A 21,407-nucleotide genomic window follows, 5' to 3' on the forward strand; every position below is an offset into this window, starting at 1 on the left:
TCCGCGCAAACACAGGCATTTGGCAAGGTCTATGGATTTTCTCTCCGGACCGTGTTCCAAGTGTTCCACCCTGTAGGACGCGCCCGAGGAGAGCAGCATGACCGAAGAGATCATCGATCCCAACCTGCCGATCATCGATCCGCACCACCACCTCTGGGATTTGCGCCCGCTGGTCCCCGCCTTTCCCGAACCGCGACACGACTTTATCGAAGCGATTGCGGGCGCGGCCTACTACACCTTCGACGAGCTCCAGCAGGACACGCGCGGCGGGCTGGAGGGCGGCCACAACATCGTCGGCACGGTCTTCATGGAATGCGGCGCCTTCTACGACGCAGGCCGCGACGACGCGATGAAGAGCGTGGGTGAAGTCGAATTCGTCAACGGCGTCGCCGCGCAGGGCGCCAGCGGTCTCTATGGCGAATACCGCCCCTGCGCCGGGATCGTCGGCCATGCGGACCTGACCATGGGCGATGCGGTAAAGCCGGTAATCGAAGCGCTGATCGCGGCGGGAAACGGGCGGTTCAGAGGCATTCGCCACGCCGCGGCCTGGGATGCCGATCCCGAAGTGCTCGGCCCTCCGTTCCACGCGCCCGAGGGCCTCTACCTCTCCGACGCGTTTCGCGAAGGCTTCGCGGCCTTTGCGGGCTACGGCCTCACCTTCGACGCCTGGCTGCTGGAGCCGCAGCTGGGCGACGTGCTGGACCTTGCCCGCGCCTTTCCCGGCCAGACCATCGTGCTCGACCATTGCGGGACGCCGCTGAACATCGCCTGCTATCGCGGCAAGCTGCACGAGAACTTCGACCGCTGGCGCAATTCGATCCAAGCACTTGCCGAATGCCCAAACGTGCAGGTCAAGCTGGGCGGGCTGGCGATGGCCTTTTGCGGCCTGCCGGAGGGTGGCCCGATGAAGGGGCATTCTTCGGAGCATCTTGCTGGGCTCTGGCGTCCGTATATCGAGACCTGCATCCACGCCTTCGGCCCTGACCGGTGTATGTTTGAATCGAACTATCCCGTCGACCGCTGGGGCGCGAGCTACGAGGTCTTGTGGAACGCCTTCAAGCGGCTCTCCCACAGCCATTCCGAAGGCGAGCGGCGCGCGCTCTTCGCTGGCACGGCAGCCAAGACTTACGGAATCGAGCACGTGCTTCCGGCGGCTTGACGTTTACGTAACGTCACTCTCGACAAGCCGCGCGCATGGCCATACGCCCTGCGCCGACATCACATAAGGAGCTAGCCCCGCATGACCCTGCCCGCCCCCTTCGACAAGCTGCGTATCCCCGTAATCGGTTCGCCGCTCTTCATCGTCTCCGGGCCGGAACTGGTCATCGCGCAATGCAAGGCGGGCATCGTCGGCAGTTTTCCAGCGCTCAACGCGCGGCCACAAAGCGAGCTGGACGAATGGCTCCACCGGATCACCGAGGAACTGGCCGCGCATAATCGCGACAATCCGGACCGCCCCGCGGCCCCCTTCGCAGTCAACCAGATCGTCCACCGTTCAAACGACCGGATCGAGGCGGACATGGCGACGTGTGCCAAATGGCAGGTGCCGCTGGTCATCACCTCGCTCGGCGCGCGCGAGGAAATCTTCAACGCCGTGCGCGGTTGGGGCGGGATCACCATGCACGATGTGATCAACAACCGCTTTGCCAGGAAGGCGATCGAGAAGGGCGCGGACGGGCTCATACCCGTGGCAGCCGGTGCGGGCGGCCATGCCGGCACGCTCAGCCCCTTCGCGCTTATGCAGGAAATCCGCGAATGGTTCGACGGTCTGGTCGCCCTCTCAGGCTCGATCGCGCATGGTCGCTCGATCCTCGCCGCGCAGGCGCTGGGCGCGGACTTCGCCTATATCGGCTCGCCCTGGATTGCGACCGAGGAAGCCAATGCGATCGATGGCTATAAGCAGGGCATCGTCGAAGGCAGCGCCGACGGGATCATCTATTCCAATCTCTTCACCGGTGTGCACGGCAACTATTTGCGCTCGAGCATCGAGAACGCCGGACTGGACCCCGACGACCTCCCAACCAGCGACCCCTCGAAGATGAACTTCGGCAGCGGCGGCAATACCAAGGCCAAGGCCTGGAAGGACATCTGGGGTTCGGGCCAGGGCATCGGCACGGTCAAATCGGTCGGCCCGGTCGAGGACATGGTCGCGCGGCTGGAAGCGGAATACACCGCAGCGAAGAAGGCGTTGGCTGCGCGAACCGCCTAGAGACACGCAACATTCGCATAATAGTATACGCCTTCTAGAAGATGCCTTCCGCGATACCCTGCCCCAGTGCAGCTCCCATATCCCGGGCTTTGTCGAGCGTCTCCGCAGACAAGGCCTTTGGCGCCAAGATTTCCGCTTCCGTTTGCGCGCCGGTGTCGACGATCCATTTCTCGGCGACGCGTTTCAGCCGCCATCCGGTGGCGATGCGATCGATCTGCTTTTGCGCCCATTCGCCGTCAGAACCTGCCGCGATCATGGTGGCGTAGGGCCGGCCGCCGATTTTCGACAGCACCGGATAGTAGCAGCGGTCGAACATCTCTTTCATCTCGCCGCTCATGCTGGCGAGGTTTTCCGGGCAGGTGAAGAGATACCCCGCGGCGTTCATCAGGTGCCGCGGCTCGACTTCATCCGCGCGCATAAGGCGAGCGTGATTGCCTGCGCCCTCGAAGGCAGCTTCCGCCAGTGCCTTGCAGCTATTCGTACGGCTATGCCACACGATGAGGAGATGACGGTTGGCCATGCCCTCGTCGTCTATGCCGCTCCTGTAGATTGTCAACGAAAGCGCCTTGCTCCGGCTCGGGTGGAAGCGGTATTGGCCGAGCATGGCTTCTACCGCCCTTCCCCATATCTTTGGCGTGTCGCAATCGCTCACCGGCCGCGCTTGGCGCTGGCGTGGCGGCAACATGGATCTCGGTCAGGGGCACTTTGGCGATGCCGATGCGATCGTCCGGCAAATCCTGCTGGCGCGCGGCGTGGCGCAGGACGATCTCCAGCGCCATCTGTCGCCCACACTGCGCGATTTCCTGCCCGACCCGTCAGAGTTCAGCGACATGGAAACCGCCGCCGACCGTATCGCGCAGGCGGTCCTGTCGAACGAGCGGATCACAATTTACGGCGATTACGACGTGGACGGGGCGACCAGTTCCGCCCTTCTCATCCGCCTGCTGCGCGATCTCGGTGTGGAGGCCGATTACTATATCCCTGACCGCCTGCTCGAAGGCTACGGGCCTTCGGGAGAGGCTCTGGTCAAGCTCGCCCAAGCGGGTTCCAGCCTGATCGTTACCGTCGATTGCGGCGCGATGGCGCATGAGGCGCTGGCCATGGCGAGCGATGCGGGCGTCGACGTGATCGTGGTCGACCATCACAAGTGCTCGCCCGAGCTGCCCCGCGCTGCTGCGCTGGTAAATCCGAACCGGCTCGATGAAAACGATCTTGCCGCCGCGCATGGCCACCTTGCGGCAGTAGGGGTCGCCTTCCTTCTCGCCATCGCGCTCGTGCGGACATTACGCGGAAACGGCTACTTCGAGAACCACAAGGAGCCCGATCTCTTCGCCCTGCTCGACGTGGTGGCGCTCGGCACGGTGGCCGACGTCGCTGCCCTTCATGGGCTCAACCGCGCTTTCGTGGCGCAGGGCCTCAAGATCATGGGACGGCGCGACAATATCGGGATGGCGGCGCTGATCGACGCCAGCCGCCTGAAACGCGCACCTGCCTGTTCGGACCTCGGCTTTGCACTTGGACCGCGGATCAACGCCGGAGGCCGGGTGGGCGAATCGACGCTGGGGGTTCGGCTGCTGACCACTCAGGACGCCGAGGAAGCGCAGCAGATCGCCGCGCAGCTCTCCGCCCTCAACGAGGAACGCCGCGCGATCGAGGCGGAGGTCCAGCAGGCCGCCGAAGAACAGCTGGCCGCCCAGCACAACCGCGCCGTCCACGTGGTCGCTGCACGCGGATGGCATCCGGGCGTGATCGGCATCGTTGCCGGGCGGATTAAGGAAAAGAGCGGCAAGCCCTCGCTGGTCATCGCGCTCGACGAGAATGGCGAAGGCAAGGGCTCTGGCCGCTCGATCCCGGGCGTTGACCTTGGCGCGGCGATCATCCGCGCGCGCGAAGAAGGCCTGCTGATCAAGGGCGGCGGGCACGCCATGGCCGCCGGACTGACCGTGGCGGAAGACAAGCTTGAAGCCTTCTCCGACTGGCTTGATGCGCATCTTGAAGGGCCCGTTTCGCGCGCGAGCGAGAATCGCGAGATGCTGCTAGATCTTGCCGTGGCGCCGGGCGGCCTCACGCCCGACCTTGTGGAAGCGCTCGATCGCGGCGGTCCTTACGGCGTCGGCTGGCCCGGCCCACGCGTTGCGGTCGGCCCGGTACGGCTGGTCAAGTGCGATATCGTCGGTACCGACCACGTGCGCCTGATCGCTAGCGGAGAGGACGGGCGCAGCTTCAAGGGAATCGCCTTCCGCGCCGCCGAGAGCGACATGGGCCAGGCCCTGCTCCACGGATCGCGCGGACGCCGGCTGTGGCTCGCAGGACGGGTCAAGATCGACGACTGGGGCAGCCGTCCGCAGGCCGAATTGCACCTTGAAGACGCCGCCTTTGCGGATTGATCGCCTTCTCGCCCATTTGAGGGTTGACGCTGCGAACGCTCCCGCCTAATTGCGCCGCCACGCCACCGACCCCGCTGGGGGCTGTGGCCCGTTCGTCTAGCGGTTAGGACGCGGCCCTTTCACGGCTGAAACACGGGTTCGATTCCCGTACGGGTCACCATCGGTGGTGTTATTGCATAAGCAATTCGCACAAAGTGCCACTTTTCGTGTGGCCCGTTCGTCTAGCGGTTAGGACGCGGCCCTTTCACGGCTGAAACACGGGTTCGATTCCCGTACGGGTCACCAGCACTCTCATGACAATTCGCATGGCGCACTAGCGCGGAGCCGAGAGGCTCGCTAAGCGCGTGCCCGAAATGAGCGAACGCCCCTTCCCCTGGTCCGCATTTGCGCTGGCGATCGCGACGGCAATCGGTCTCATGGCCCTGGGCCTTCCCACCCTTCCCATAGTGTTGATGCTGCTGGTCTGGGCCGGGTCGCTCTGGTTGGTCGGCTCTACACCTCCCCCGCCCGAACAGGAAAAGGGCAAGTCCGGCATTTCCCGCGATACGATGGGCGATCTGTTCGAGCATTCCGAAGCGCCGGTGATCGTGACCGAAAACGCTCGCGTCATTATCGCCAACCTTGCCGCGCGTCGCCTGCTGGGCGCGCATATCCTCGGGCAGGACGTGCGCATGGCGCTGCGCCAGCCCGAGGCCGTGCGGCTGCTCGAAGGCAACGAGGACGGCGCAGCCGTCATCCGCGGGCTATCACGGCGACGCGACATCTGGCGGCTCAATCACAAGAAGCTCGACGGCGGGATGGCGATCGTCGAGCTGGTCAACAAGACCGCCGAGGCCGACATCAGCCGCGCGCATACGGACTTCGTCGCCAACGCCAGCCACGAACTTCGCACGCCACTGTCCTCCATCCTCGGCTATGTCGAAACGCTGCGTGAGGATGTGAACGATTTCGATCCCAAGATGGGCGACAAGTTCCTCGCCACCATCCAGCGCGAAGGGCAGCGTCTCCAGCAGCTGATCAGCGATCTCATGTCGCTGTCGCGGATCGAGGCCGAGAAACACGATCTGCCCGACACCACGCTCGAACTGGGTGCCCTGATGGACCGCGCCGCGCGCGACGTAGCGGGCGATCGGGTGGAGCGGCTCGATATCGAGGCCCATGGCGAGTTTCACGTCTGCGGCGACGAGCAGCAACTCGAACAGCTTGTTCGCAATCTCGTCGACAACGCGCTTAAATACGGCGCGGCGGACGAGCAGGTTACCGTGCGCCTGCAACCGCGCGGGGACAAGCGCGTCATGCTTTCGGTGCAGGACCGTGGCGGCGGGATTGCACCCGAACACCTCCCGCACCTCACCCGGCGTTTCTATAGAACAGATCCGGGCCGCAGCCGCGCTTCGGGCGGCACGGGCCTTGGTCTCGCCATCGTGAAGCACATCGTCGAACGCCACCGCGGGAAGCTCGCAATCGACAGCGTTCTGGGCGAAGGCACGCGCATCAAGGTGACGCTCCCGCTGGCGCAGGCCGAGTTGTAATTTAATTATAATCGCTGGAAATCATACGCTTGCCGAGTGGCAAGGTTTGTGCGCACGCAACTGTCACATTCCTGTAATCGACTGGTCATAGAGGCGACTTCGGATCGTAACCTTCTAAGGGATTCGTAACATGAAGACCGCTTCGAAGCTCTCCGTGATTGCGGCGGCCATGAGCTGCACCATCGCAACCCCGGTGTTTGCGCAGGACGCCACTGCCGCCCCGACCGCTGAAGATGAACTCGCCGCAATGCGCGCGCAGCTCCAGGCGCTCGTCAGCCGCATCGACCAGCTCGAAACCGAACTGGAGCAGACCCAGGCAGCCCAGACCGACCAGGACGCAGTGATCGCGGCAAATGCCGAAGCGGTCGCCCAGCCCGGGCCCGAAGCCAAGCCATCTGCCGAACTTCGGAAGAGCGGCTGGAGCTTCAAGCCCCGCGGTCGCTTGATGTTCGATGCTGGCACCGTGAACGCGCCCGAATCGGTCGATGCCGACACCGGCTTCGGCAACGAAGTGCGCCGCGCACGCCTTGGCGCTTCGGGCGATCTGCCCGGCGGCTTCGGCTACAAGTTCGAGCTCGACTTCGCCGGTAACGAAGTCGAAGCGGCCGACGCCATCCTCACCTATGAAGACGGCGATTTCGAAGTCACCGTGGGTCACCACAACAACTTCCAGTCGCTGGAAGAGCTGACCAGCTCGCTGCACACCAGCTTCATCGAGCGCGCCGCCTTCACCGACGCCTTCGGCTTCGAGCGCCGCATCGGTCTGTCGGCGAGCTATGAAGCTGGCATCGTCTTGGCCCAGGCAGGCGTCTTCACCGACAACTTCGACGATACCGGGACCGACAATCGCGGCGTCGACGGCCGCCTGGTCATAATGCCAAAGCTCGGCAACACTCAGCTGCACTTCGGCGGTTCGCTGCACTATAACGAGCTCGGCGAAGACGATGCCACCGTGCGCTATCGCCAGCGTCCGCTCGTGCACTTTACCTCGACCCGCTTCGTGAACACCGGCAACCTTGGTGCCGACAGCGAATTCGGCGCCGGTCTCGAAGCCGCAGCCATCGCCGGCCCGTTCCACGCCGTGGCCGAAGGCTTCTGGCAGAACGTCGACATCCCGCTTTCCGAAAACCCGACCTTCTTCGGCGGCTATGCCGAGATCGGCTACTTCCTCACCGGCGGCGACACACGCGCCTACAAGGGCGGCAAGTTCGACCGCACCAAGCCCGCCAACCCAGTCGGCGAAAGCGGATTCGGTTCGCTGCAGTTCAACCTGCGCTACGACCACCTCGACCTCAACGACGCCGGCATCCTCGGCGGCGTGCAGGATGGCTACCAGGCCTCGCTCGTCTGGAAGCCCACCGACTACACGCTCTTCAGCGTGAATTACGGCCGGATGGACTACAAGGACGCAGCCATCCCGACCGCCGACGGCGACACCGATTACGGCGTCGATGCCTTCGGTGTGCGCGCACAGGTCGATTTCTGATCCCAATGCCGTTATGGGGCCGCCAACCACAGATTCGGTGGCCCCGTAGCGAAAGTCACACTCTTGTCGTCAACACGTAACATTATCGCGCTCTTGCGCGGCTAGTGGACACCAAAGGGGTACCCTAAGAATGACCAAGACTTTCAAATTCGCTCTCGCGGCCGCTTCGGCCCTGAGCCTCGCCGCTTGCGGCGGAAACGATGCCGGTGGCGGCGCCTCGCGCGACCAGATCAAGGCCGTCGGCTCCTCGACCGTCTATCCCTTCGCCAAGGCCGTTTCGGAAACCTTCACCCGCTCGAACCCCGACTTCAAGTCGCCAATCATCGAATCGACCGGCACGGGCGGCGGCATGAAGCTGTTCTGCGCCGGTGTGGGCGCCGAAACGCCCGACATTGCGAACGCCTCGCGTCGCATGAAGGCCAGCGAGTTCGAGACCTGCCAGCAGAACGGCGTGACCGACGTCATCGAAATCCAGGTCGGCCTCGACGGGATTGCGCTGGCTTCGGCCAAGGGCGGCATCACCATGAACCTGACGCCCAAGATGGTCTATGAAGCCATCGCAGCGCGTCCCTATGGCGAAGAGCAGACGAACCAGAAGTGGTCAGACGTCGACTCTTCGCTGCCGGATGTCGATATTCTCGTTTATGGTCCGCCGAGCACTTCGGGCACGCGTGATGCGCTCAAGGAACTGATCCTCGAAGTCGGCTGCGACACCAACGCCGAAATGAAGGCGCTGAAGGACAGCGACGAAGATCAGCACGCCCAGCTCTGCACCGAAGTGCGCAGCGACGGCGCCTATGTCGATCAGGGCGAGCAGGACAACCTGATCGTGCAGAAGATCGAAGGTAACCCCAATGCTGTGGGTATCTTTGGCTATTCCTATCTTGAGGAAAACGCCGACAAGGTGCAGGGCCTCAACATGAACGGCGTTGCTCCCACCTATGAGAACATCGCCAGCTTCGAATATCCCGGCGCGCGTCCGCTCTATGTTTACGTCAAGAAGGCCCACCTCGATGCCATCCCCGGCCTCAAGGAATTTCTCGGCCAGTGGACCACTATGTGGAACCGTGATGGCGAACTCGCCAAGATCGGCCTCGTGGCAAACCCCGATGACGTTATGGCCCGCTCGATGTCGGCCGCCACAAACTACGACACGCTCGACGGCTCCGAGCTTAAGTAAGGACTAAGCACGCACGATGTCGCCGACCCTCCTGCTTCTCCTGGCCCTGGGGCTCGGGCTCGCCGGTTGGTTGGCGGCTCGTGCACGTGCGTGGTCCTTCCGGCGTGCCAGCCCCGACGGGCGGCTGGCAAGCCTCCCCAGCTATCACGCATGGTACGTGGCGCTGTGGACCGTTCTGCCCGTCCTGATTTTTGTCGGGGTGTGGAGCGCGATTGCGCCCGGCCTCGTCACCCAGTCGGTCTTGGCCACGCCTGCGGCTGACCAGCTGCCGGCCTTCGGCTTCCAGCGCCAGACCATCCTCAACGAAGCGCGCGCGGTCGCGACCGGCGCATCACAGGGCGTTTTCAACCCGCTCGCCCGCGAATTCGTCGAGCCCTATCGCGAGGCAATCAGCCGTTATAACTGGATCGGCATCATCGTCACGCTGGCGATCGCCTTCCTCGGCGGCGTTTGGGCCTTCCTGCGCCTGAAACCCGATTTTGCCGCGCGCAACCGCGTGGAAAAGATCGTCATGGCGATCCTGCTCGGTGCATCGCTGGTCGCCATCCTGACCACGCTCGGGATCTTCGTCAGCCTCGTCTTCGAGACCATCCGTTTCTTCGGCATGGTCAACCCGATCGACTTCCTGTTCGGCACCCATTGGGCACCCGACCCGATGGCCAATGCGGAAAATCCGGACCCCACCCGCTACGGTGCGATCCCGCTGTTCTGGGGCACGCTCTTCATCGGCGCGATCATCGCCATGATCGTCGCCATCCCGCTCGGCCTGATGAGCGCAATCTACCTCACGCAATACGCCAACCCCAAGCTGCGCGCCTGGGTGAAGCCTGCGCTCGAAATCCTCGCTGGTGTCCCGACCGTGGTCTATGGCTATTTCGCCGCGCTCACGATTGCCCCGGCAATCCGCGATTTCGCGATCTCGCTGGGCGCTTCCTCCGCCTCGAGCGAGAGTGCGCTGGCCGCAGGTCTCGTCATGGGCGTGATGATCATTCCTTTCGTCTCCTCGATGGCAGACGACAGCATCGCCGCCGTGCCGCAGGCCATGCGTGATGGCAGCCTTGCCATGGGTGCGACCACCAACGAGACCATCCGCCGTGTGATCGTGCCTGCCGCGCTGCCGGGCATCGTGGCGGGCGTAATGCTGGCGATCAGCCGCGCCATCGGCGAAACGATGATCGTTGTGATGGCGGCCTCGACCGCCGCCAATCTCAGCGCCAATCCGCTCGATTCCATGACCACGGTGACCGTCCAGATCGTCGCCATGCTGACCGGTGAAGGCAGCTTCGACCATCCGGCAACGCTTAGCGCGTTCGCTCTTGGCTTCGTGCTGTTCCTCGTCACCCTCGGTCTCAACTTCATCGCCCTGCGCGTCGTGAAGAGGTTCCGCGAAGCTTATGAGTGAGCAAATCGCCCCCACGCGCACGCACGTTTTCGAGGCGCGGCTGAAAAAGCGCTATGCAGCCGAAAAGCGGTTCAAGGCCATGGGTCTTACCGCCATCCTATTCTCCGTTGCGGTGCTGATATACCTGCTCGGCTCGATGACGATCAATGGCATCAGCGGCTTCCAGCGCGCCGAAGTGGCCGTGCCGATCGACTTCACGCAGGCCGGTATCTCCGCCGATCCTTCCGTCATGGGCACCTCGCAGGCGATGCAGTCGCTCGAAGCGCAGGGCCTGCGCGACGTGGTGCAGTATTTCGCGGTCGAGGAACTGGGCGAAGCGGGCGCGGAAGAAATCGGCACGCAGGCCTGGCGCGATGTTGCCGCCGCCATTTCGGCCGACCCCGGGATCGTCCAGCGACAGGAAACCTTCTGGATACCGGCCAGCGCCGATCTTGCCCAAGGCCTCGCGGGCGAAGGCTCTGCGGAGATGCAGGCGCTCGCCTCGCAGCTTGCCGACGAGGGCAAACTCGCCAAGAATTTCGACGCTGGCTTCTTCTCCCGCGCCGACGCCACCAACCCGCAGCAGGTGGGCATCTGGGGTGCGCTCAAGGGCTCGATCCTGACGATGATCGTCACGCTCGCCCTTGCTTTCCCGATCGGCGTTCTGGCCGCGCTCTACCTCGAAGAGTACGCGCCAAAGAACCGGTGGACCGACCTCATCGAACTGTCGATCAACAACCTCGCCGCCGTGCCTTCGATCATCTTCGGCCTGCTTGGCCTGGCGGTTTTCCTGACCATTTTCCCAAGCTATCGTTCGGCCCCGCTGATCGGCGGCATGACCCTCGCGCTGATGACCATGCCGGTTATCGTGATCGCCGGTCGAAACGCCATCAAGGCTGTGCCGCCCAGCATCCGCGACGGTGCACTGGCCGTCGGCGCTTCGCCCGTGCAGGTGGTCTTCCACCACGTCCTTCCGCTCGCACTGCCCGGTATCCTGACCGGCACGATCATCGGCATGGCCCGTGCGCTGGGTGAAACCGCGCCGCTGCTGATGATCGGCATGCGCGCCTTCGTAGCCAGCCCGCCGGACAGCTTCACCGCGCCGGCCACCGTTCTGCCGATGCAAATTTTCCTTTGGTCCGATGAAATTGACCGCGGTTTCGTGGAGCGCACCAGCGCTGCTATCATCGTCCTCTTGGCGTTCCTCCTCGTGATGAACGGCCTCGCCATCTACCTGCGCAACAAGTTCGAGAAAAAGTGGTGACCGTAGTCCATCCCAACCTGACCGACACCGACGCCAAGATGAGCGCGCGCGATGTCAGCGTGTTCTACGGCGACAAGAAGGCGATCGACGACGTCTCGATCGACATACCGACGAAATACGTCACAGCCTTCATCGGCCCCTCGGGCTGCGGCAAGTCGACCTTCCTGCGCACGCTCAATCGCATGAATGACACGATCCCCTCGGCCCGTGTCGAAGGCGAGATCACGCTCGATGGCGACAACATCTACAGCCCCAAGCTCGACGTCGTGCAGCTTCGTGCCCGCGTCGGCATGGTGTTCCAGAAGCCGAACCCCTTCCCCAAATCGATCTACGACAACATCGCCTACGGCCCCAAGATCCACGGTCTCGCCGAAGGCAGGGACGAGCTCGACGCGGTGGTCGAAAAGTCGCTTCGCCGCGCCGGTCTGTGGGAAGAGGTCAAGGATCGCCTGCAGGACAGCGGCACTGCGCTTTCGGGCGGCCAGCAGCAGCGCCTGTGCATCGCGCGTGCCATCGCAGTCGATCCCGAAGTGATCCTGATGGACGAACCCTGCTCGGCGCTCGACCCGATCGCAACCGCCAAGATCGAGGAACTGATCGACGAATTGAACGGTCGTTATGCGATCGTTATCGTTACGCACTCGATGCAGCAGGCGGCCCGTGTTAGCCAGCGCACCGCCTTCTTCCACCTTGGAAAGATGGTGGAATATGGCCGGACTTCTGACATATTCACCAATCCGATCGAACAGCGCACGCAGGATTACATCACCGGGCGCTACGGATAAGGCTTTGAGAAAATGAACGAACATACCGTAAAAGCCTTCGACGAAGACATCACACGCCTCCGCGGCCTGATCGCGGAGATGGGCGGCCTCGCCGAAGTGGCGATTCAGGAAGCACTCGAAGCGCTGGTCAAGGGCGACGACGATCTCGCCAAAAAAGTCGTCAAGGGCGACAAGAAGATCGACGCGCTGGAAAGCGAGATCGACAAGCTCTCCGTGCGCATTATCGCTTTGCGCGCGCCGATGGCGGACGATCTTCGCGAAGTCATTGCCGCGCTGAAGATCGCGGGCGTGGTCGAACGCATCGGCGACTATTCGAAGAACATCGCCAAGGCGAGCCGCGAGATCGGCGACAATCGCAAGCAGTTCGAACCGCTTACGCTGCTTCCGGCCATGGCCGAAGTCGCCAGCGAGATGGTTCACGACGTGCTGACCGCCTATGCCGCGCGCGACCCGGAACTCGCCCGCGAAGTGATTGCGGCGGACGAGAAAGTCGACGCCTTCTACAACTCGATCTTCCGCAACCTCGTCAGCCATATGGTCGAAAACCCTTCGACCATCTCGAGCGCGGCGCAGCTTCTCTTCGTCGCCCGCAACCTCGAACGCATCGGCGACCATGCCACGAATGTTGCCGAAATGGTGCATTTTGCCGCCACGGGCATGTATCCGCCCGACGAGGACAGCTGACCGGACGCCTGACACAATTCTGTAGCTTGAGGGTCATACTGCCGTGTCAACCAAACCGCAGGAAGGGGCCAAGGTGCAGGCAGGCAAGTTACTTCTGGTCGAAGACGATCCGGCCCTCGCCGAGCTGCTCGAATACCGTTTCGCCAATGAAGGCTATGACGTTCGCGTAACTTCGGACGGGGACGAGGCCTTGCTGCTCGCCGCCGAGGACGTGCCCGATCTCGTCATCCTCGACTGGATGATCGAAGGCACCAGCGGCATCGAGGTGTGCCGCCGCCTGCGCCGGGACAAGGCAACCGCCAGCGTACCCATCATCATGCTGACCGCGCGCGAAGCCGAAGACGACCGCATCCGGGGCCTCGAAACGGGTGCTGACGATTACCTCACAAAGCCCTTTTCGCCGCGCGAACTGCTCGCCCGCGTCGCCGCCGTCATGCGCCGCATCCGGCCTGTCCTGGCGGGGGAAAGCATCGAGGTTGGCGACCTCGCGCTCGATCCTGTCGCCCACAAGGTGACGCGTCGCGGCAAGACGTTGAAGCTCGGCCCGACCGAGTACCGCCTCCTGAAGTTCTTCATGGAAAGCCCGGGTCGCGTCTTCAGCCGCAACCAGCTGCTCGACGGGGTATGGGGAACCGAGAGCGATATTGAACTACGCACGGTCGACGTCCACATCCGCCGTCTGCGCAAGGCAATCGAGATCGAAGGCGCCAAGGACCCGGTGCGTACTGTGCGCAGCGCAGGGTATTCGCTCGAAGCCGCCTGATCAGCGGCAGACGCTGGTCCAGCGGCTGTCCATGTCGAAGTGGACATGGTCGGCGTGCGCGGCGTTGTAGTCGGGTGAAAGAACGGTCGAGAAGGCCCCGCAGGCGCCATCGCGCACCGCGCGCAGGAAGCGCTGCTTGTCACCCTCGCCCTGCCAGTCGGACAGCACGCTGATCCGCGTACCGTCGGCGAGAACGAAACCGGCGATATCGAGCGCGTTGGCCGTCGCGTGCTCGCTCCATGGCCCATCCTCGCGCCCGTACATCCGGCGGCAGGAATAGGCGCCCAGATGCTCGATCCGGGTCACCTCGCTACCGAAGATCTCGCGCGCTGTGGGATCGAGCGTGTCCCGCCTCCACAGCTCCATGGCGACGGCGACCGGACAGGTCGTGGCAGGCGTGTCCGGGCTTAGCGGATAGCTTGAAAGTCGGGTGCGGTCCTCGCGGCGGCAATCGCCCTCGCCAGCAGGCTCCAGCGCGCGAAAACCCACCTCGCTGCTCGCCAGTACGGCCCGGCAGGTGGCAACGTCACCGCGCAGTGCCACGAGTTTCTGCTGGGTTGCCCAGCCCTTGGGATCGTTTAGGTCTAGCGGTGCCCACGGGTTGTGCTGCGGATGGGTCGCGAGCCAGCTACGTGCTGCGACGAGCAGCCCCGCCAGCACCAGCAGCAGGACCACGCGCCTGTCGAAGACGAATTTCCCGATGCGGCGCGAGATGGTGAAGGTCAAAGCTGCGTCCCGTAGAGATCGACCGCTATGGCGATCGCGATCAGGATGAATACGGTTCCGATGCCCCTATCGATCCATCGCCGCGTGGCCGCCCGCTCCATCGCCGTCGCGAGGCGTTTGCCCGCCCCGATGTAGGCCCACCCGACGAGGAGGTCGAGCACCAGCGCGATGACCGCCAGCGTGACGATCTGCCAGCCCACCGGCAGGTCCGGATCGACGAAGGGCGGGATGATGGCGACCATGTAGACGAGCGATTTCGGGTTGCCGATGGCCACCGCGATGCCGTCGCGAAAGGCGTGGGCAGACGGTTTGCGCGTCGGTGCGGCAGCGTCGTCCTCGCCCGCGTGGGAGGAGTGGCGGATCGCCTTCGCTCCCAGCCACGCCAGGTACAGCACGCCCACGATGGCCAATAGCCGGAAGGCCAGCGGATAGGCTTTGGCGAGCGTCCCCAGCCCCAATGCTGCGGCCAGCCACCAGAGGATGTAGCCCACCTGCATCCCCAGCAGCGCCGCCCATCCCGAGCGGGCTCCGCGCCAGATCGCCTGTCCCATGACGAACATCATGGACGGGCCCGGCACGATGCTGGTGGTCGCGGTGATGAGGGCGAAAGCGAGAAGGCGCTCTGGATCGAACATTCGAAAAAGCGCCTCTAGCGCCGGCCTCAGTGGAAGTCGCGCGATTTCGGGATGATGCGCACGTCGCGCGGGTGACCCTGATGCCAGCCACACTCGCGATTGCCCGGCGGCGGCTCCTGCCACGGCTCGACGGGTCGGTAGGGATCGTCCTTGCCCTCGCGCAGATTGTCGCGCGGGTTGAACTTGTCGGGCAGCGGGCTGCTGACATGATCGGCGCGGGCGAGCGGGGCGTTGAGCATGTCGTCGGAGAGTTTGTGCAACTCGCCCGTAGCATCGGTCATGTGCTGCGCGATCACGTGGATGACCTCGTCGTCATATTCGACGCGCCCTCTCACCTCCATCAATCGCGATCCCATGACCACGCGGCGCTGCTTTTCCTTGAGATCCGGCCACACGACGAGGTTGATGACCCCGGTTTCGTCTTCCAGCGTGATGAAGCACACGCCCTTGGCGCTGCCCGGCCGCTGGCGGATCAGCACCACACCCGCGACATGGACCATGGACCGGAATTTCTTCGCGCGCAGGTCGCAGGCGCGCACGAAGCCGCGCTCGGCCAGGCTGGCGCGCAGGAAGGCCATGGGATGCGCTTTCAGGCTGAGGCGCGTGGTCTGGTAATCTGCCACGACCTCTTCGCTCAAAGGCATCTGAGGCAGCTGCGTGGCGTGTTTCTCCGCCCCCTCATCTCGCGCGGCAGCGGCGGCGAACAGCGGCAGGTCCGCCCCGCCGACAAGGCTGCGCGCATCCCACAAGGCCTGCCTGCGCGAAAGGTTCATCGAACCGAAGGCATCGGCGCTGGCGAGGCGTTCGACATGCGCTGGGCCGGTGCGAGCGCGATCCCGCAAGGCGCGCACGTCCTCATAGCGCCCGTTCGCCTCGCGCTCGGCAATGAGCTGCGCGGCGACGGCTTCGGACAGCCCGTCGATCTGGCGCAGGCCCAGCCTCAAGGCGATATGTTTGTCCAGGCGACCTGAATCGCCTTCGACTGCTCTGCCTTCTCCGATCTCCTCCAGCGTGCAGTCCCATTGCGAGAGGTTCACATCCGCGGGCAGGACGCGCACTCCGTGCTCCGCCGCATCGCGCACGATCTGGGCGGGCGCATAAAAGCCCATGGGCTGCGAATTGAGCAGCGCGCAGGCAAAGGCGGCGGGGAAGTGGCACTTGAGCCAGCTCGACACATAGACGAGATGCGCGAAACTGGCCGCGTGGCTTTCGGGAAAGCCGTATTCGCCGAAGCCGCGGATCTGGTTGAAGCAGCGCTGGCTGAAATCGCGGTCGTAGCCACGGTGGACCATACGCTCGACCATCATGTCCTGCAATTCGTCCACCATGCCGCGGCTGCGGAAGGTCGCCATGGCCTTCCTGAGCCGGTTCGCTTCCTTTGACGAGAACTTCGCCGCATCGAGCGCGATTTTCATCGCCTGCTCCTGGAAAATCGGGACGCCCAGCGTGCGCTCGAGAATGCTGGAAAGTTCATCGGGCGGGCCGTGCTGCGGCGATGGCGCGGGTATCACCACCGGCTCCGCCCCGCGGCGGCGCTTGAGATAGGGATGCACCATGTCGCCCTGGATTGGGCCGGGGCGGACGATGGCGACCTGAATGACGAGATCGTAGAACTGGCGGGGGCGCAGGCGGGGCAGCATGTTCATCTGCGCGCGGCTTTCCACCTGGAACACGCCGAGCGAGTCCCCTGCGCGGAGCATGGCGTAGGTTTCCGGGTCCTCGCGCGGCACATTGGCAAGGCTCAGCGTGCGACCATGATGGTCGCCCAAAAGGTCGAGACATTTCCTGATGCAGGTCAGCATGCCCAGCGCCAGCACGTCGACCTTGAGGATGCCGAGCGCCTCGATATCGTCCTTGTCCCACTCGATGAAACTGCGCTCCGGCATCGCGCCATTGCCCACCGGCACCGTCTCGGTCAGCGCGCTTTCGGTGAGGATGAACCCGCCGACGTGCTGCGACAAATGGCGCGGCATACCAATCATTTGCTCGGTCAGTCTGAGAACGCGCTTCAGGTGCGGATCGGTCACGTCCATGCCCGTTTCCTGAGCATGTTTCTCGCTGATCTCGCGGCCCCACCCGCCCCACACCGTCTTGGCGAGCGCAGCCGTGACGTCCTCGGTCAGGCCCATCGCCTTGCCCACCTCGCGGATCGCCATGCGCGGGCGGTAATGAATGACCGTGGCGCATAGCCCGGCGCGGTGACGGCCGTATTTGCGGTAGAGATACTGGATCACCTCCTCGCGCCGCTCGTGCTCGAAATCGACGTCGATGTCGGGCGGTTCCTTGCGGTCTTCGGAAATGAAGCGGTCGAACAGGAGCTGGTGCTGCGCGGGATCGACATTGGTGATGCCGAGGCAATAGCAGACCGCCGAATTGGCCGCGCTGCCGCGCCCCTGGCACAGGATCGGGGGGTCGACCTTCTGCCTCGCGAAATCGACGATGTCCTTGATGGTCAGGAAATAGCGCGCGAGATCCATCTTGCCGATCAGCGCGAGTTCCTTGTGCAGGGTGTCGGTGACGCTGTCGGGCACGCCCTCGGGATAGCGCCATTCCGCCCCTTTCCAGGTCTCGCTTTCGAGATAGTCCTGCGGCTCGGCCCCGCCGGGATAGAGTTCTTCGGGATATTCGTATTGCAGCTCGTCGAGGCTGAAATCGCAGGCATCGGCCACCTCGCGCGCAGCGGAGATCGCATGTGGCCAGCGTTCGAATAGGCGGCACATGGTCTCGGGAGGCTTGAGGTAGCGTTCCGCATTGCCGTGGAGCAGGTGCCCGGCCCGCGCCACGGTGGTCTTGTGGCGGATCGCGGTCATTACGTCCTGCAGGGGGCGCTTGTCGGGCGTGGCGTAATGCACGTCATTGGTGGCGAGGATGGAGAGGCCGTTTGCCTTCGCAAGCGTGTCCAGCTGCTCGATCTGCGCGACGTCGCTGTCGGTGTAGAGGAAGGCGGCAGCGATATACCGGAGTGTCGGGAGTTGAGCCGCGAGGTGGGGGAGGATGTCCTCGAAGCTTCCCTCCATATGCACTCTGTCTACGTCACCCCGGACTTGATCCGGGGGCCCGCTTTCTTTGGAAGGCAGCGGGACCCCGGCTCGGGGGCCGGGGTGACGAAAGGGGACGACATTACTTTCGACTTCGATGGTGAACGTCTGATCGAGATCGCGCGGCGGGATCAGGATCAGCTGCACGCCTGCGCTATGCTTCGCCAGCATCTCCAGTGAGATGTCGCACTCGCCCTTCTCTTGCCATTCGCCCGAAAGCGTGCGCATCCGGCCCGCCGAGATCAAGCGGCACAACCGGCCATAGGCCTTGCGGCTTTTCGGATAGGCGAGGAAGGCCAGACCTTCGACCGTTTCGATCCGGCAACCGATGCAAGGCTTCAGCTTGAGCGTCTTGGCCTCGGTATGCACGCGCACCACGCCTGCCATAGTGTTGGCATCGGCGATCCCGATAGCATCGTATCCCAGCGCGCGGGCCTGCAGCACGAGATCCACCGCATCCGACGCGCCGCGCAGGAAGCTGAAGCAGGAGACGAGCCCGAGTTCGACGAAAGGCGCGCGTGACGGCGCGTCTATGCCGTCCGGATCGAGCTCGATCGTCCGCTTGGGTATCTGCTGGTCGTTCTCGGGCATGTCACGCCAGCTCCTCCAGCCGCTGGCGCACGGCGGCGAGGTCGGCATCGAACAGCCGCGCCTGCTCCTCGCGCGCCGGGCCCTCGAGACGCAGGAGGTAGGAAGGGTGCGCCGTGACCCAGAGTTCGCTGCCATTCTCCAGCGCGATGGGCGCGCCGCGGACCCGGGAGATGCTTACCGTCTTGCCGAGAACGCTGCGTGCCGCGCTCGCGCCCATGGCCAGCACCAGCTTCGGTTTCACGATCTCCCGCTCGCTCTCGATCCACCAGCGGCAGGTGTCGATCTCCTTCGCTCCCGGGTTCTGGTGGAGCCGCCGTTTGCCGCGCTGGACGTATTTGAAATGCTTCACGGCATTGGTGACGTAGGCCGCGCGCCGGTCGATGCCGACCTTCTCCAGATGCGCGTCGAGCAATTGCCCGGCAGGCCCCACGAAGGGACGACCGGTCTGGTCCTCCTGGTCACCCGGCTGTTCGCCGACGATCATCAGCGCAGCATCCTGCGGGCCTTCCCCCATGACGGCATGGTTATCGAGCTGGCCGATGGGACATTTGCGGCAGCCATGAATCGCCTTGTCGATCGCGGCAAGCGTATCGGGCCGCTCCTCGAATTCCAGTGCGCCCTTCTCGACCATCTTCGCCTCGCGCCCCTGCGCGCCCGCGATGAGGTCGGGGATGAGCGCAGCCTCGGGCATGTTCTTCCAGTATTTCTTCGGCATCTCCTTTAGCATCGCGCCGATCTTCAACCGCGCGGGGTTGAAGATGGAGGCGTAATAGGTGCGCCAGAGGTTCTCCATCGGATCGCCGCCGGGCGCGTCGTGGCGCTCGGCGGGCGGGCCTTCGGACATGGTCTCGGTATCCCAATGGAGCGAGCCGCGCGGCGTCAGGATCGACCAGCGCATGTTCGAAAAGCGCCGCATGAAAAAGCCCGCATTGGCGCGCAGGATGTGGTGCTCGGGCTCGAACCAGGCGACGTAGTGCTCGCCCACTTCCTCGTCCTCACTCTCGACCAGCCGGAAGCGGACGAAGGCGTGCATCTTGTGGCTGTCGCGCCGGACATTCTTGTCGAGTTCCTCGATCCGGCGAACGTCAGGATCAGCCTTGTCCTCCATCATCCGCGGGTTCGACTGCAGCCGCCAGAGCAGGCGGTAAAGCAGCGCGAACCGCTCGGGATCGGAATGGAGGATAGCGTTCTTCGCAAGACTGACGAAGCGCCGGTTCGCGCGCACCGGCTTCGCATCCATTGGCGGTACGGGCATGCGGCGTTCCCCGTGAGCAAAGAGGTCCCCGCTCCCACCCGGTTCGACCCAGGCGATCCGGTCCGGCGGCACGTCACACTGGACCAGCGCACGCGCCCTCTCGCGCCAGAAGTCGAAATCGTCGGCTTCCGGCAGGTGCACCACGTAATAGGTGCCAAGCTTGACGTGCTGGAGCGCGGTCATGCGGCAAACAGCTCCAGCTGCTCGGTTTTGGGCGCAAGCAGGCTGCGCAAGTCGGCGCGGTCGGTCAGCGTGATCGGACGCCAGTCCACCGTCACGATGAAGGGCCGCACCTTGGTGATCGACTGGGTGAGCAGCGCCACATCATCGAGCCGAAGCGCGCGGTGGCGGCGGCTCGCCAAAATCTTGCCCACCGCCTTCACGCCGAGGCCGGGGACACGCAGCAATTGCTCCTTGCTCGCGCGGTTTACATCGACCGGAAAGGCCTCACGGAACTTCAAGGCCCAGGCGAGCTTGGGGTCGATATCGAGCGGCAGATTCCCGTCCGCCTCGGTCGCCTGCATCACGTCGGTCGGCTTGTACCCGTAGAAACGCATCAGCCAGTCCGACTGGTAAAGCCTGTGTTCGCGGATCAGCGGCGGGCGCTTCAGCGGCAGCACCGCGCTGGCATCGGGAATGGGCGAGAAGGCGCTGTAATAGACGCGGCGCAGGCGGAAATTGTCGTAGAGCCGGCTCGCCTTGCCCACGATATCCACATCGGTTGCAGCATCGGCGCCGACGATCATCTGTGTCGATTGGCCTGCGGGCGCGAAACGCGGGGCGTGCTTGAAGCGCTTCCTTGCATCCTTCGCCTCGACAAGGTCGGATTTTACCTTGCCCATCGCGCCTTCGATCTGGCGCGCATCCTTGTCGGGCGCGAGGCGGGTGAGGCCGCTGTCAGTCGGCAGTTCGACATTGATCGAGACACGGTCAGCATAAAGCCCAGCCTGATGGACGATTTCCGGGTCCGCCTCGGGGATGGTCTTCAAATGGATATAGCCGCGAAAATCATGCTCCTCGCGCAGGATCCGGGCGACTTCGACGATCTGCTCCATCGTGTGGTTCGAGCTCTTCACGATGCCCGAAGAGAGGAACAGCCCCTCGATATAATTGCGCCGGTAGAAAGCGAGCGTGAGGTCGACCACTTCCTGCGGCGTGAAGCGCGCCCGCGCCACGTTCGAGCTCTTGCGATTGACGCAGTAATGGCAGTCGAACACGCAGTGGTTGGTCAGCAGTATCTTGAGCAGCGAGATGCACCGGCCATCGGGCGCATAGGCATGACAGATACCCATCCCTTCGGTCGAACCGATGCCCTTCCCGCCAAGGCTGTTCTTCTTCGCCGTGCCGGACGACGCGCAGGACGCATCGTATTTCGCCGCATCGGCGAGAATCTCGAGCTTCTGAAGGACGGTCTGCGAGGCCATTTGTTCTCTATACGTTCTCTCACCGGATTCGCCAATATCAAAAGGCATAGCGTGCGAACGCGGAGGG

At 63.9% G+C, this 21,407-nt stretch carries 17 protein-coding genes and 2 tRNA genes; 13 read left to right on the plus strand and 6 right to left on the minus strand.

Annotation, left to right across the window (positions count from 1 at the left end; genetic code table 11):
• Positions 1-97 precede the first annotated feature (97 nt).
• Positions 98-1,159, plus strand: a complete 1,062-nt coding sequence (locus ED21_RS03285) for an amidohydrolase (protein ID WP_006832408.1) — start codon at positions 98-100, stop codon at positions 1,157-1,159.
• 81 nt (positions 1,160-1,240) lie between these two features.
• Positions 1,241-2,209 (plus strand): nitronate monooxygenase family protein, encoded by a 969-nt coding sequence (locus ED21_RS03290; protein WP_006832409.1) that lies wholly within the window; start codon positions 1,241-1,243, stop codon positions 2,207-2,209.
• 34 nt (positions 2,210-2,243) lie between these two features.
• Here the strand turns inward: ED21_RS03290 and ED21_RS03295 are convergent, their stop codons facing one another.
• On the minus strand, positions 2,244-2,813 hold the full coding sequence (locus ED21_RS03295) for a flavodoxin family protein (protein WP_006832410.1): 570 nt from the start codon (positions 2,811-2,813) through the stop codon (positions 2,244-2,246).
• Between ED21_RS03295 and recJ the strand changes: the two genes are divergently transcribed.
• From recJ to phoB, 11 genes are all read left to right on the plus strand, one after another.
• Positions 2,812-4,596: a single-stranded-DNA-specific exonuclease RecJ gene (recJ, locus tag ED21_RS03300; RefSeq protein ID WP_006832411.1), complete on the plus strand. Its 1,785-nt coding sequence runs from the start codon at positions 2,812-2,814 to the stop codon at positions 4,594-4,596. The two genes, ED21_RS03295 and recJ, sit on opposite strands and share 2 nt — an antisense overlap.
• 85 nt (positions 4,597-4,681) lie before the next feature.
• Positions 4,682-4,756 (plus strand) — tRNA-Glu (locus ED21_RS03305).
• Positions 4,757-4,806: 50 nt separating this feature from the next.
• Positions 4,807-4,881: transfer RNA gene (locus ED21_RS03310), tRNA-Glu, on the plus strand.
• A 68-nt stretch (positions 4,882-4,949) separates the two neighbouring features.
• Entirely contained in the window at positions 4,950-6,128 is a 1,179-nt protein-coding gene (locus ED21_RS03315) for an ATP-binding protein (protein ID WP_034921038.1), read from the plus strand.
• A 130-nt stretch (positions 6,129-6,258) separates the two neighbouring features.
• Entirely contained in the window at positions 6,259-7,614 is a 1,356-nt protein-coding gene (locus ED21_RS03320; protein WP_006832413.1) for an OprO/OprP family phosphate-selective porin, read from the plus strand.
• 130 nt (positions 7,615-7,744) lie between these two features.
• Entirely contained in the window at positions 7,745-8,794 is a 1,050-nt protein-coding gene (locus ED21_RS03325) for a substrate-binding domain-containing protein (protein ID WP_006832414.1), read from the plus strand.
• 16 nt (positions 8,795-8,810) lie between these two features.
• The gene (gene pstC / locus ED21_RS03330) at positions 8,811-10,196 is read left to right on the plus strand and encodes a phosphate ABC transporter permease subunit PstC (RefSeq protein WP_006832415.1); all 1,386 of its coding nucleotides are present in this window, start codon (positions 8,811-8,813) and stop codon (positions 10,194-10,196) included.
• Positions 10,189-11,439 carry a phosphate ABC transporter permease PstA gene (gene pstA / locus ED21_RS03335; protein WP_006832416.1) on the plus strand — a complete coding sequence of 417 codons (1,251 nt, stop codon included), beginning with the start codon at positions 10,189-10,191 and terminating at the stop codon, positions 11,437-11,439. The genes pstC and pstA overlap by 8 nt, the downstream gene beginning before the upstream one ends.
• 38 nt (positions 11,440-11,477) lie before the next feature.
• Complete coding sequence (gene pstB / locus ED21_RS03340; protein ID WP_233995697.1) at positions 11,478-12,224, plus strand: phosphate ABC transporter ATP-binding protein PstB; 747 nt, start codon at positions 11,478-11,480, stop codon at positions 12,222-12,224.
• A 12-nt stretch (positions 12,225-12,236) separates the two neighbouring features.
• Complete coding sequence (phoU, locus tag ED21_RS03345) at positions 12,237-12,908, plus strand: phosphate signaling complex protein PhoU (protein ID WP_006832418.1); 672 nt, start codon at positions 12,237-12,239, stop codon at positions 12,906-12,908.
• 73 nt (positions 12,909-12,981) lie between these two features.
• Positions 12,982-13,671 carry a phosphate regulon transcriptional regulator PhoB gene (gene phoB, locus ED21_RS03350; protein ID WP_034921312.1) on the plus strand — a complete coding sequence of 230 codons (690 nt, stop codon included), beginning with the start codon at positions 12,982-12,984 and terminating at the stop codon, positions 13,669-13,671.
• Here the strand turns inward: phoB and ED21_RS03355 are convergent, their stop codons facing one another.
• Genes ED21_RS03355 through ED21_RS03375 form a run of 5 tightly spaced genes read right to left on the minus strand, consistent with a single transcriptional unit; the run spans position 13,672 to position 21,340 of the window.
• Positions 13,672-14,397: an extensin family protein gene (locus ED21_RS03355; protein ID WP_006832420.1), complete on the minus strand. Its 726-nt coding sequence runs from the start codon at positions 14,395-14,397 to the stop codon at positions 13,672-13,674.
• Positions 14,394-15,032 (minus strand): LysE family translocator, encoded by a 639-nt coding sequence (locus ED21_RS03360; protein ID WP_006832421.1) that lies wholly within the window; start codon positions 15,030-15,032, stop codon positions 14,394-14,396. The genes ED21_RS03355 and ED21_RS03360 overlap by 4 nt, the downstream gene beginning before the upstream one ends.
• A 26-nt stretch (positions 15,033-15,058) precedes the next feature.
• A complete protein-coding gene (locus tag ED21_RS03365) occupies positions 15,059-18,661 on the minus strand; it encodes an error-prone DNA polymerase (protein WP_034921042.1) in 3,603 nt (1,200 codons plus the stop codon).
• 1 nt (position 18,662) lies between these two features.
• Positions 18,663-20,099 carry a UdgX family uracil-DNA binding protein gene (locus tag ED21_RS03370; RefSeq protein WP_006832423.1) on the minus strand — a complete coding sequence of 479 codons (1,437 nt, stop codon included), beginning with the start codon at positions 20,097-20,099 and terminating at the stop codon, positions 18,663-18,665.
• Entirely contained in the window at positions 20,096-21,340 is a 1,245-nt protein-coding gene (locus ED21_RS03375; RefSeq protein WP_006832424.1) for a putative DNA modification/repair radical SAM protein, read from the minus strand. The genes ED21_RS03370 and ED21_RS03375 overlap by 4 nt, the downstream gene beginning before the upstream one ends.
• Positions 21,341-21,407: the final 67 nt, after the last annotated feature.

This window comes from Erythrobacter sp. SD-21, from assembly GCF_000181515.1.
Taxonomy (GTDB): domain Bacteria; phylum Pseudomonadota; class Alphaproteobacteria; order Sphingomonadales; family Sphingomonadaceae; genus Qipengyuania.